10 protein-coding genes are annotated in these 12,833 nt (G+C 42.6%); 5 read left to right on the top strand and 5 right to left on the bottom strand.

Annotated elements, in window-relative coordinates:
* The first annotated feature begins 43 nt into the window (after positions 1 to 43).
* Positions 44 to 1,081: a 23S rRNA (adenine(1618)-N(6))-methyltransferase RlmF gene (gene rlmF / locus AC58CZ_RS09605; protein WP_494224180.1), complete on the top strand. Its 1,038-nt coding sequence runs from the start codon at positions 44 to 46 to the stop codon at positions 1,079 to 1,081.
* Positions 1,082 to 1,187: 106 nt separating this feature from the next.
* On the opposite strand, the gene AC58CZ_RS09610 is transcribed toward rlmF, so the two are convergent.
* The 5 genes from AC58CZ_RS09610 to dnaA form a co-directional block, all read right to left on the bottom strand.
* Positions 1,188 to 1,757, bottom strand: coding sequence for a manganese efflux pump (locus AC58CZ_RS09610; protein ID WP_494224179.1), 570 nt, complete (start codon positions 1,755 to 1,757; stop codon positions 1,188 to 1,190).
* A gap of 126 nt (positions 1,758 to 1,883) precedes the next feature.
* Complete coding sequence (gyrB, locus tag AC58CZ_RS09615; RefSeq protein ID WP_494224178.1) at positions 1,884 to 4,514, bottom strand: DNA topoisomerase (ATP-hydrolyzing) subunit B; 2,631 nt, start codon at positions 4,512 to 4,514, stop codon at positions 1,884 to 1,886.
* A 532-nt stretch (positions 4,515 to 5,046) separates the two neighbouring features.
* Positions 5,047 to 6,276, bottom strand: coding sequence for a DNA replication/repair protein RecF (gene recF, locus AC58CZ_RS09620; protein ID WP_494224177.1), 1,230 nt, complete (start codon positions 6,274 to 6,276; stop codon positions 5,047 to 5,049).
* Between the two features lie 129 nt (positions 6,277 to 6,405).
* Positions 6,406 to 7,581 carry a DNA polymerase III subunit beta gene (gene dnaN, locus AC58CZ_RS09625; RefSeq protein ID WP_186475341.1) on the bottom strand — a complete coding sequence of 392 codons (1,176 nt, stop codon included), beginning with the start codon at positions 7,579 to 7,581 and terminating at the stop codon, positions 6,406 to 6,408.
* Positions 7,582 to 7,740: 159 nt separating this feature from the next.
* Entirely contained in the window at positions 7,741 to 9,186 is a 1,446-nt protein-coding gene (gene dnaA, locus AC58CZ_RS09630) for a chromosomal replication initiator protein DnaA (protein WP_494224176.1), read from the bottom strand.
* 588 nt (positions 9,187 to 9,774) lie between these two features.
* Between dnaA and rpmH the strand changes: the two genes are divergently transcribed.
* The 4 genes from rpmH (at position 9,775) to yidC (ending at position 12,720) form a co-directional block, all read left to right on the top strand.
* The gene (gene rpmH / locus AC58CZ_RS09635) at positions 9,775 to 9,909 is read left to right on the top strand and encodes a 50S ribosomal protein L34 (protein WP_007394757.1); all 135 of its coding nucleotides are present in this window, start codon (positions 9,775 to 9,777) and stop codon (positions 9,907 to 9,909) included.
* A 186-nt stretch (positions 9,910 to 10,095) separates the two neighbouring features.
* Complete coding sequence (gene rnpA, locus AC58CZ_RS09640) at positions 10,096 to 10,467, top strand: ribonuclease P protein component (protein ID WP_494224175.1); 372 nt, start codon at positions 10,096 to 10,098, stop codon at positions 10,465 to 10,467.
* A gap of 1 nt (position 10,468) precedes the next feature.
* Complete coding sequence (yidD, locus tag AC58CZ_RS09645; RefSeq protein ID WP_494224174.1) at positions 10,469 to 10,837, top strand: membrane protein insertion efficiency factor YidD; 369 nt, start codon at positions 10,469 to 10,471, stop codon at positions 10,835 to 10,837.
* Between the two features lie 200 nt (positions 10,838 to 11,037).
* Entirely contained in the window at positions 11,038 to 12,720 is a 1,683-nt protein-coding gene (gene yidC, locus AC58CZ_RS09650; protein ID WP_494224173.1) for a membrane protein insertase YidC, read from the top strand.
* Positions 12,721 to 12,833 lie beyond the last annotated feature (113 nt).

Genomic DNA, 12,833 nt, shown 5'->3' on the forward strand with positions numbered 1-12,833 from the left:
TGCTACACTGCTGACTTATATCCATATATCGTAGCCTGACATTATGACAAGTAAGCCCATGACCCGTAATCCTGCCAATAGTAAACACAGAAACCGATCGCCTGCGACCGCCAAAAAACTCGGTCAATTGCATCCGCGCAATCCACATCAAGGTCGTTACGACTTTGCCGTATTGACTCGCGCGTTGCCTGAGCTTGCTGAGCATACCATCACCAATCCCAAAGGCGAGCCGACGATTAATTTCTCGGATCATCAGTCGGTTCGTGTGCTGAACAAAGCATTGTTGGCAAACTATTACGGCGTTAAGTTTTGGGATATTCCTGACGGCTATCTGTGTCCGCCAATTCCTGGGCGTGCCGATTATATTCACTATATTGCGGATTTACTCGCGCAGACCACGCACGTGAATGCCGACAACACACCGCCAACGGGTAAAGACATTCACGCCCTTGATATCGGTACTGGTGCCAGTGCGATCTATCCGATTGTCGGTAGCCAAAGCTATGGTTGGCGCTTTACCGCAAGCGATATTGATCCAGTTTCGGTCAATACTGCCGCCCTCATTTGTGACGCCAATCCTAAGCTAAAAAGCGCGGTAAAAGTAAAGCTACAGCCTGAGCCTAAGTTCATCTTTAAAAACATCATTGGTCGTCAAGATTACTTCGATGTGGTGGTGTGTAACCCACCGTTTCATGCGTCATTAGAAGAAGCGATGGAAGCCAACAGTCGTAAGCAGCACAACCTGCAACGTCATCGCGGTAAAAATGAAAGCGAGCAAATCAGCCGTCATTCAACCAAGTCAGGTAACGCGGCGCAAAACCTAAACTTCGGTGGTCAGCATAAAGAATTGTGGAGTGAAGGTGGCGAAATTGCGTTTTTGACCAAGATGGCAAAAGAAAGCCAAAGCTTTGCAGAGCATGTTGGCTGGTTCACGACGTTAGTATCAAAATCTGAAAACGTGAAACCTTTACAACTACTATTAAAGCAGCTTAATGTCGCGCAGATGCGTATCATTGAGATGAGCCAAGGTCAAAAGAGCACTCGTGTACTCGCGTGGCGCTTTGATACCGACGAAGAGTAGTCGTTGAATACATAATACGCCTAAGTTTCACGTGAAACAAAAAAACACCGCTTTGATACTCAAGGCGGTGCTTTTTGCATAAAGGCTAAGTGAAACTCTAAATAGATTAGCCAAAGAACATGACTTTGATACCAATCGCAATCAGTACCATACCGCCCAGTACTTCGGCTTTATCCTCTAGCCATGTGCCTGAGCGACGTCCCAAATAGACCCCGAGCCAGCCAAACACAGCCGTTACAACCGCGATAATCAAGCAGGCAAGCCATGCGTTTAACGCCAATAAATTGAGCGTAAATCCTGCTGCCATGGCGTCAATACTGGTAGCAATAGCAAGGGTAAACATGGTGCGATGATTGATGACACTACCGCCCACGTCAATATCTTCTTCGTCATCCTCACCACTGAGCACTTCGTACAGCATCTTGCCACCCAGCGCAATTAAGATGATACCGCCGATCCAAGGCGCGGCCACCGCCAACCATCCCAACAGCGCTGCACCCAATAAATACCCAATGAGCGGCATCACACCCTGCGCGATACCGAAATATAATGCGGCATAAATAGCGAGATGACGTGCATATTGCTGTCTTTGTTTCTGTGACTTTGCGCCCAGTCCTATCGATACGGCAAACGCATCCATCGCGAGTGCAATCGCGAGCAGCACTACTTCAATCATGGTATTTTCTCTTAACTCGAATAGTAGGTATGATTAGCTTTATAAAAAAGGTTTCATGTGAAACAAAAATACCGCTTCGATAGACGAAGCGGTATTTTTATACATTGTTATTGATCAGTATCAAAATTAGATATCTAGATTTGAGACGGTTAACGCATTTTCTTCGATGAAGACACGACGCGGCTCGACATGATCACCCATCAAGCAGGTAAACATATGATCAGCGGCAATCGCATCTTCGATAGTGACACGTAGCATACGACGGTTTTCTGGATCCATCGTGGTATCCCATAGCTGGTCGGCGTTCATCTCACCTAGACCTTTGTAGCGCTGGATAGCCAGACCACGACGCGCGTCGAGCATCATTTGCTGCCAGAGATAATCGAAGTCACGTACTGGAATATCTTTAGTCGTGCCCGCACTTGCTTCACGGCGGATAAAGGCATCACTCTCAAGCAGGGTGTTCCACTCGCTTGATAGACGTAACAGTTTGCCATACTCACTTGAGTTGATAAAACTAGCATCTAACAGATAATGGTGCGCCAGTTGATGCACATATACCGTGACGCGTGGTAGCCACTGCGCCTTAGTAGAGAAAGCCTCATTGTCTGATGCTTCGCCTTCTGCGGTGCTTGCGGCCTCAGTGCCAATTGCAGGTGTCATACCCAATAGATCGGCAGCAGCCGCATCCATATTTTTTGGCTGCGGTGCATGGATATTGACCAATTCAATCTCAGGACTTAGATCACTACCGAAATGATCTAGCTTAGTCTGCATCGCGGCTTTCCAGTCCTGCATCGCAGACTCATCATAAGTCATGTCAGTGCTAAGTTTCGGCGCATGCGTCAACGCGTCCAAGATGACCGCTGGGAAGCGAATCTGCAAACGGGCTTTGATCAATTGCGTTTGGTTATAATCATTCAGCAACGTCTCAAGTGCTTGCCCAGTAATAGCAGGCGCATCAGCACTGATGTGTAGTTTCGTATTATCAATCGTTGATGACAATAGATACGCCTTAAGCGCCTCGTCATCCTTTAGATATAGCTCTTGACGACCCTTTTTCACTTTGTATAGCGGTGGCTGAGCGATATAAATGTAACCACGCTCAATCAACTCAGGCGTTTGGCGGAAGAAGAAAGTCAGCAATAAAGTACGAATATGTGAACCATCCACATCGGCATCGGTCATGATAATGATTTTGTGATAGCGTACTTTATCTGGATTATATTCATCAGGGCCAATGCCACAACCCAATGCAGTAATCAGGTTACCCACTTCAGCAGAGGATAGCATCTTGTCAAAGCGCGCACGCTCAACGTTCAAAATTTTACCTTTTAGCGGCAAAATCGCTTGAGTCTTACGGCTACGACCTTGCTTCGCTGAGCCACCTGCAGAGTCACCCTCCACAATATATAGCTCAGATAGTACTGGATCTTTTTCTTGGCAGTCAGCCAACTTACCCGGCAGACCTGCAATATCCAGAGTCGTCTTGCGACGAGTCATTTCACGTGCTTTACGAGCGGCGTCACGCGCCCGTGCTGCTTCCATAATTTTATTGGCAATGGCTTTACCCGCCGCTGGATTCTCTAGCAGGTAGTCATTGAACTTATCATGCATCGCTGATTCGACAGCAGATTTCACTTCACTTGAGACCAGCTTGTCTTTGGTCTGGCTTGAGAACTTTGGATCTGGCACTTTCACCGAGACAATAGCCGTTAGACCTTCACGAGCATCATCGCCAGTCGCCGCGACTTTTTCTTTTTTGAATAAATTCTCACGATCCATGTAGCTGTTTAAGCCACGTGTCAGGGCTGAGCGGAAACCTGATAAATGCGTACCGCCATCTTTTTGCGGAATGTTATTGGTGAAACACAATACTTTTTCGTTATACGTATCGGTCCACTGGAGCGCGACTTCGACACTGATACCATCGTCTTGTTGACTGGTAAAATGAAAGACCTCATTGATACCGTCTTTGCCTGCATTGATATAGCTGACAAACTCTAGTAAGCCGCCTTTGTGCTCAAACTCATGACGCTTATCAATACGCTCATCGGTCAGAACGATACGCACACCGGAGTTCAAAAATGACAGCTCGCGTAGGCGTTTTGCCAAAATATCATATTCAAAAACCGTACCGGTGAATACGTCGCTGCTTGGATAAAAGCGGATTTGCGTACCGGTTTGATCGGTCGCTTCCATCTGCTGAATATCAGCGTCAGGTACGCCATCAGTATAGGTCTGATGGTAATGATAGCCTTCACGCCAGATATTCATCTCAAGCTTTTTAGACAACGCATTGACGACCGATACCCCAACACCATGCAGACCGCCTGAGACTTTATAGCTATTATCATCGAACTTACCGCCTGCATGCAGGACTGTCATGATGACCTGCGCCGCTGATACCCCTTCCTCTGGATGAATATCGACTGGTACACCGCGGCCATTATCCATCACACTGACAGACTCGTCTTCGTGAATGATGATATCAATCTGATCACAGTGACCGGCCAGCGCCTCATCGATAGAGTTATCCACGACCTCAAAGACCATATGATGCAAGCCTGTGCCATCGTCAGTGTCACCAATATACATACCAGGGCGCACGCGTACAGCCTCTAGCCCACGTAGTACACGGATATCCTTAGAACTATAATCAGAAGGTAATACTTCTGAAACTACAGTAGACACAGCGGCTTCAGTAGCACTGTCGTCTATCAATTGCTCGTGGTCAATAGGTAATGAATCACTCATGTACATTCCTTAATCTAGCCATAATCAGCCGTTTTTATCAGCGCACTTATAAAAATGCACCTCATGATGGCATCTTAAAACCAACTTCTATTATTCATCACTTAGAGTACATATCAGCGGCTAAACCACTAACCACTGCTAACCTCAAAAAGGCTGCATAGAGATAAAATTGGCAAATTACTTATTAGTAATAGTCTTTGTTTTTCTAGCCATTGTTAAAACTATTGAAATAAATAAAATATTTAATTATCAATTACTTATAAAGAAATAAAAAATAGAAATCTGTTATATGATGCTATCGAATAAATTGCTGAGAACAGGACAAAAATAAAGGGTTATTTTAGCATTTTTTTGTCTGTAAGTCACTGTTTACTGGGAGTTTTACGACTTATGAGTCAGTGTCTTTGCCTAATAGCTAGTATAAGTAATAGTCGTGACTGTGATACTCAGTAAAGGACGCATAAAAGGCGTTATAAGTAGGCAGGAAAATGCTTAAAGTGATGATAAGCGACTAAGAATTAATCAACAGCAATTAATCAACAGACAATATCTGGCCTTGTTTCACGTGAAACAATCTAGGTTTTGACCACAACTCATTAACCAGAGGTACGATATCATCCGTCAAGCTGGTCATGAACACCTGACAAGGCAGCTGCGCTAATGTTGATAAAAGAATACCTATCGCCCTATCGTCTAGCTCTGCGGTGATGTCATCTAGTAGCACGACAGGGGTCGCTCTCGATGTTGAGTTATTATCGAACGAAGCGCTATATTTATTATCATTGAGCAGTAATGGTAGTTGTGATAAGCGTAACGCAGTAATAAGCAGCTTCTTTTCACCGCGAGACAATACATTTGCTGCCTGCTCTTTTAGAGTTGGTAATTTAGCATTTACCTCATGGTTTGAGGACGCTGTATTTGTATTTGTCGCCTGACTATCTATAACATCATCAGACCGTACAGTATTATCAGAGCGCCAATGTACGTGGATATCAGCCCGATGATTGCCTATACGGGTATATCCTAACTGTAAATCCTGCTCTAATCGCTCATTAAGCTGTACATCAAGCGCGACATTAGTGTCATAGCCAGCGTTATAACTTAGGCTCAATTGCTCAGCATAAGACGGCAACAATTGCAGAACACTTTTGGCAAAATAAGGCTGCCACTCAGTAAATACTTGCTCACGATAATGATGTATCAATGCCGCATGATTACTTAGTCCTTTATCCCAAGACTTTAGCTCAGCTAGCTGGACTTGCGTCAATTGACCAGTCTTTTTTAGTAAACTATTGCGCTGTTTTAACAGGCGTTGATAGGCGACCCATTGTGGGTGAAAACCTTGTTTCATGTGAAACACCAACCAATCTAATAGCTGGCGACGACTGGCACTACCCTGCTCTAACATATCCATCGTTGAAGGATCTATCAGTAGCGTGGGCAGCTGCTCAGTCAATATACTTTGATTGTAGACAGTAGCTTGATTAAGACGCAGAATGGTTGTCGCATCTGTTTGTTTTTGAATGGCCAACGTACGACTATCATTGAGCCTAGCATATACGGTTGTATTATTCTGATGGTGCTGTATATAACGTTTTGGCTGGTGATGGCGAAAGCTCTTGCCTCTCGATAATAAGAATATCGCTTCAAGTAAAGAAGTTTTGCCGCTACCATTTGCACCGATGACAACGTTGCAAACGGTCGACTGCAAATTAACTTGTGTGAGGTTGCGCAGATTTGATACTTGTAGACGTTCAATCATGATATCGATAGCCGCCCATTATTTTCAGCTTTCAAAGCAAGCAAAAGTTTATTTAAATTTAAGCTGTCCGCGTAAATACTTAAAAGATGCTAGCGCGGTTCAATGCTGTATGATGTGCAAAAAATCAGACTATATACGCATCGGCATGATGACGTATTGATGGAACTCATCATTAAGCTGATTGACCAACACTGAAGCATTCGATTGGCTCATATGCATCTGCAAATCACCTTGAATAACACTTAGCACATCTTGTAGATACGCAGCATTGAATGATAGCTCCATTGGTTCGCCCTGATATTTAGCTTGTATCATCTCAACGGCTTCATCTTGCTCAGCATTGTTGGCACGTACTTCTACCATACCATCACTGGCAAAATTAAAGACCACACCGCGCGACTTCTCATTACTCAAAATCGCAACCCGGCGTAATACGTCAGTCATTTTTTCTTGATTAAATAACGCGAGCTTATCTGTATTGCTTGGCATGACGCGGCGATAATCAGGGAATTTGCCATCAATCAAACGGGCAGTAAACGTCACCATTAGGTTTTGGCTGACTTGTCCTGCACTATCTACATCGCCAAATGGTAAGCTCACTTGCAAAAACTCACGCCCAAAACTCAGCGTAACTGCATTGTCCTTGTCCCCTAGCATTTTGCCAAGCTCAGTCGCCAAACGCTCAAGCTCGATCACTGCCTTACGTGGCAAGATAGCCTGCATGCTCAGATCAGCACTCACATCTATAACGCTACGTGCCAAGGCCAATCTATGTCCGTCAGTCGCAACGGTCGTCAGCTGCTGCTGTGAAACATCAAACAGCATACCCGTCAAATAATAACGTACATCTTGAATTGCCATCGCAAACTGAGTTTTGTGAATCAAATCTGTCAAGCGACTACGGCTGATGTTCAACGGCGTGATATTTTCAGGATTGCCCAAGCTTGGATAATCTTCACTTGGTAAGGTGCCTAGCGTGAAACGGCTCTTGCCACTGGTAAGCAAACAACGCTCATTCGCTTGAGTCGCTAGGTTAACTTGGGCTTGTGCAGGTAAAGACTTACAAATATCTTTTAGTTTTGTTGCAGGTAGCGTCGTTGTTCCTGCTTCAACACAAGCACCAGCAGGCAATTTCAAGGTCGATGTCAGCTCCACTTCTAAATCTGAGGCTGTCAAGATAAGCTCGGACTCTGATAACTGCAGCTTAATATTACCCAATATCACCATATTATGGCGTTTATCAGCGGCTTTGGCGATCAAGTTGATAGCTTTTAGTAACGATTCTCGATTGATCGATAATTGCATGCTTAGTTACTCTTATTTGAATGATTTTTTATAAAAATTTGACGTAATCGTCTAATAATACCTTGTCTACCGACTATAATCTACAGAGCATCTATCTGCTTATATTTTCAATATTATAAACGATATTTTCTCCCTAAAATACAGTGAAGACTTACTCTACTAACCTGCCTGTAACATCAACGCTAGCGTCTTATAATCCTTGTCAAACGCTGGATCTGCTGCTCGTAATTCATTTACTTTATCGCAAGCATGCATCACTGTAGTATGGTCACGTCCACCAAATGATTGACCAATTTCAGGAAAACTATCACCTGTTAACTCACGCGATAAGGCCATCGCTATTTGGCGAGGTCTGGCGATGCTACGCGTACGCTTACGCCCCATAATGTCTTTCACCGTTACATCATAGTATTCAGCGACTATTTTGCGGATATTATCCATATTTACGGCTTGTACACGCATAGCGACAATGTCTTTGAGCGCGTATTGCACCATCTCAAGAGTAATCTGTGCACCTGTCAAATTAGCATTTGCAAAAACTTGATTGAGAGCACCCTCCAAACGTCTGACATTGGATACCACGTTTTGAGCGATAAACAATGCACACTCTTTAGGCAGCACCATGCCATAAGAAGCGGCTTTTTTCTGCAAAATTTGCACGCGAGTATCAATCTCAGGAGGGTCAACTGCGACTGTCAATCCCCAAGAAAATCGCGATCTAAAGCGTTCATCAAATTCCGTCATTTGTGATGGATGACGATCAGAAGCCAAAATCAGTTGTTTGTCACCACTAGTAAAATCTGCAAATAACGTCAAAAACTCATTACTACTTTTGGTCTTTCCTGCTAAGACGTGAATATCATCTACAATTAATAAATCTACTTTTTTTATTTTCTTCTTAAAATCTTCTATTTTATTATTTCTTAATGAATAAACTAATTGGTTTATAAATTTTTCAGAAGTAAAATAGTAAAAACTTTGATTATTTTTTAGATATCGATGTGCTACAGAATGCATTAAATGCGTTTTTCCTAATCCAGAAGGTCCATATATAAATAAAGGATTGTGTCGATTTTTTGATTGTTTTTTACCAAGCTCATAGCAGGCCTTGTAAGCGAGATTGTTTGACTTCCCAGTAACAAACGTCTCAAAAGTAAAATCAGGGTTGAGATAGCTTAATGACTTGGCATCCACTGAGTCGATCAGTTCTGCATGACGCATATTAGCGTCGATATCTGCTTTTGAATTATTATGATGGATAGATTCAAATTTATGCTCAGATGGAGTAGGGGAGGGCTTATCCTCCAAAAATAATGAGCCTGATTTTGTCTGCTGACTATCGTCTACCTCACGTCCAGCATTATCAACACGGACAACAACCTCCTTAATGCTACCTTGACTGTGCTTAGCAACCAATTGCTGAATATCTTGAAGATGGTTCTTTTTGATATACGTGACAAAATAATCATTAGGCGCAAGAATGATCAGAGTTTGTGCTTCTTGATAAGCTGATAGAGGCCTCAGCCACATGGTAAAAACGTTGTCTTTAACGTTATAGCGCAAATCGTTCAGACATTTATCCCAAATATTTGCTGTGTCTATCATGAAAAATACTAACCCTGTAATTTGAAATAATAGTTATATGTAGTGGTCTGAGCACTCTACTGACTCTAAGCTCTCATAGCAGTTATTTGTCTCAAGAACTAAGTAGAAATGACATACCAGACCACGTATTTAGATAGGGGCTAATCTAACACAGATACCCTGTGGATAAAACCTTGTTTTTTGGGGATAAAACTGTGGATAGTTTTGGGGATAACTCAATAAGGCAAGTTATCCATATTTAACCCACAGGTTATCCACAGCCTTACCCATAGCGTAGTAAGTTGATAATGAAAGAGAAAACCAAGTTAACCACAGATATATAGGCGCCCAATAACAACAATACTTATATATATTAATTAATAATTATTATAGAGCTCACTAAAAACTGTGGATAACTTTAAAATCTACGGTTATTTATCTGACAAGCTGTAACAGTAAAAAAGAGTGTTTATCAGCAATATGTATCAATCTGATAACAGAAGACTTAGTCTTTGAAGACAGCTAAAATTAGTTTATTGACCATAAGTATGCAGAATGGTATAATCCTCCGTTATTACGAATTTAGTCCATTATTTTGATAGGTGAGTTATGAAACGTACATTCCAACCAAGCGTGATCAAGCGTAAACGTACTCACGGTTTCCGTGCTCGTATGGCAACTAAAAAAGGCCGTCAGGTCTTAGCTCGTCGCCGCGCTAAAGGACGTCATCGTCTAACTGTATAATCAGTAAGTAGCGATAAGCATGGCTGATGGTGCTTGTTGTGTTCTTATTGTTTATAGATTGCAATAGTCAATCATCACAACTGACATTTAGCCATATATTAAAAGCGCCCACATCGGCGCTTTTTTTGTTTTTACATTTTGCTATTATCTTTAATATCGCCACTCCCTATCATATTAGGTCATACTATGCCCCAGTCTACTTCAGCGACACCTACAGCCAGCTTTACCAAAGAGCAGCGCTTGCTAACGCCACAAGCATTTCGTGAAGTGTTTGACGCCCCTGAGCGCAAGATACATCAGAGCCATTTGATGGCTTTTGTGAGACACAGTCCCTATGATAAGCCACGTATCGGTATGGCGATTACTAAGCGTAAAGTGCCTACTGCTGTCGTTCGAAATTTGATTAAACGACATATCCGTGAGCAGTTCCGTACAAAAGCTTTTAAATTAGAAAATAAAGATATTGTTTTTATAGTAAAAAAATCGATAAAGGATATTGATAATAAAGAATTGAGAAATGAAATAAATAGTATTTTTAAAAAAATAGAAAAAAAATAAAATGAAAAAATTATTAGTTCTAATAAATAAAATAATTTTTAGTTCTATATTAAATATAATAAAGTTTTACCAAAAAATAATTAGCCCTATTCTACCTGCTCGTTGTCGTTACTACCCTACTTGCTCAAACTATGGTAAGCACGCTTTGGCATGGCATGGCATCCGTGCCGGTGGCTGGTTGCTGTTAAAACGTCTTAGTAGATGCCATCCGTTTGGTGGCCACGGCATTGACTTTGTTCCACTCCCTTTGTCCTCTTATCATTATCAATATATACCTTCTACAGCGAGTAGCGATAGTAGAGGATGGGGTGTTTACCGAGATCGTCAGGGGTATGTGCCACATCTTAACTACTTAATGAAGACAACATGAAAGTCACAACTTTGGGCTTTAGATATTATCTTCAATGACTTACCCACAAGTTATCCACACTCTTGGTATCATTTGAAGCAGATTTTTAGTAAAATGATGCACATTTTATGTAAATGACTCTCAACGCAGTTATCGATCATGAAGATAACTATGCAGTACAGTCATGACACATGCCCTAATTTTTAATCTAGGAAAGGTTTATGCAAAAGATATTTCGGGTGATGATCATCATTGCGATGCTAATTACCGCTTATCTGCTGATTTTGGCATGGCGAGATGATTATGCCGATGCACCAGCTGTAGAAGCGGTGCCAGAAACTACAAGTTCAGTAGGTGCTGACATTCCTTCTACCACTGGTGCCGCAGGTGATATTCCGGTTCAGACCCTACCTGTGGATAACGCAGCTGTGACAGCGACCCCTGCAAAGGACACAGGATTAATCACGGTAACGACCGATCGCTATGATATTAAAATCAATCCAGAAGGCGGTGATATTGTCTATGCTGCGCTCAAGCAGTATGACGCGACGCTCGATAGCGATAAGCCTTTCGTATTGCTAGAAAACAACAGCAACCGTGTATACGTGGCTCAGTCTGGACTTATCGGCCAAAATGGTATTGATACGGCAGAAGGCCGTGCGATTTACAGTCACACCGCCAACAATTATGTAATGGAAGCAGGGCAACAGACATTGTCAGTACCGCTTACTTACAAGAAAGATGGTGTGACAATCACCAAGACCTTTACCTTTACTGAAAATAAATATCCGATCGATATTAGCTACAAAATTCAAAACGCCTCCACCAATGCGTGGCAAGGTCAGATGTTTGCGCAGCTAAAACGTGACGATAGTAAAGATCCTGGTATGTCTGATAAAGGCGCGCTGAGCATGGCGACTTATCTTGGTGGTGCTTGGGGTACGCCAGATGATCCATATAATAAACTGAAGTTTAAAGACTTCAGCAATGGCGAGCTAACGACGACCAGTGATAAAGGCTGGGTTGGCATCGTACAGCATTATTTTGTCTCTGCATGGACGCCTGAAAACTTCACTGGTAAATTCTTTACCCGCGAGACTGGTAACGACTACTTTATTGGCTTTAACAGTCAGCCAGTCAATGTCGCGCCAAACAAGCAAGTGACATTGGACGCCACACTGTACGCAGGTCCAAAAGTACAGTCTGAGCTAAAAGATGTGGCAGTGGGTCTGAATAAGACGGTTGATTACGGCTTATTGTGGCCAATCTCGAAGGTTTTATTTGCTATCTTAGAAGGTGTGCATAAAGTTGTGGGTAACTGGGGTTGGTCAATCATTATCCTCACCATTTTAGTCAAAATTGCTTTGATGTGGTTCTCTAATAAGAGCTACTACTCAATGGCTAAGATGCGCGCTATTGCACCGAGACTAAAAACGCTAAAAGAAGAGCATGGCGACGATCGTATGAAAATGTCGCAAGAAATGATGGCCATCTACAAAGAAGAGAATGTCAATCCGATGGCGGGTTGTCTACCTATCTTGATGCAGATGCCAATTTTCTTAGCTTTGTATTGGGTGCTCGTAGAGAGTGTCGAGCTGCGTCATGCGCCATGGATTCTGTGGATTCGCGATCTTTCAGCCATGGATCCTTGGTTCATCTTGCCGCTATTGATGGGTGCTTCTATGTTTATCCAGCAGCAGTTAAACCCGCAGCCAGCAGATCCAATGCAAGCAAAAGTCATGAAGTTCTTGCCGATTATCTTCACCGCGTTCATGCTGTTCTTCCCAGCAGGTTTGGTACTATATTGGACAGTCAACAACTTGTTTAGTATGACTCAGCAATATATCGTGAATAAGAAAGTTGAAGAAGAGCAAAAACGCCGCACGGTAAAAGTGGTTGACTAACTGACGCTCTATTAAACGTATGATTACAAAAACCATCGCGTAAGCGGTGGTTTTTTTATAAGTGCTACAAGGTTATCCACAGCTTATCAACATTAAAGAGAAAATATCAACGA

Source organism: Psychrobacter sp. CR212, assembly GCF_059693765.1.

Coding starts and splice junctions, on each gene's coding strand:
- yidC (WP_494224173.1), top strand. CDS start 11,038: ATGCAAAAGATATTTCGGGTGATGATCATCATTGCGATGCTAATTACC.
- dnaA (WP_494224176.1), bottom strand. CDS start 9,186: ATGATAGACACAGCAAATATTTGGGATAAATGTCTGAACGATTTGCGC.
- rnpA (WP_494224175.1), top strand. CDS start 10,096: ATGCCCCAGTCTACTTCAGCGACACCTACAGCCAGCTTTACCAAAGAG.
- dnaN (WP_186475341.1), bottom strand. CDS start 7,581: ATGCAATTATCGATCAATCGAGAATCGTTACTAAAAGCTATCAACTTG.
- AC58CZ_RS09610 (WP_494224179.1), bottom strand. CDS start 1,757: ATGATTGAAGTAGTGCTGCTCGCGATTGCACTCGCGATGGATGCGTTT.
- rlmF (WP_494224180.1), top strand. CDS start 44: ATGACAAGTAAGCCCATGACCCGTAATCCTGCCAATAGTAAACACAGA.
- recF (WP_494224177.1), bottom strand. CDS start 6,276: ATGATTGAACGTCTACAAGTATCAAATCTGCGCAACCTCACACAAGTT.
- gyrB (WP_494224178.1), bottom strand. CDS start 4,514: ATGAGTGATTCATTACCTATTGACCACGAGCAATTGATAGACGACAGT.
- rpmH (WP_007394757.1), top strand. CDS start 9,775: ATGAAACGTACATTCCAACCAAGCGTGATCAAGCGTAAACGTACTCAC.
- yidD (WP_494224174.1), top strand. CDS start 10,469: ATGAAAAAATTATTAGTTCTAATAAATAAAATAATTTTTAGTTCTATA.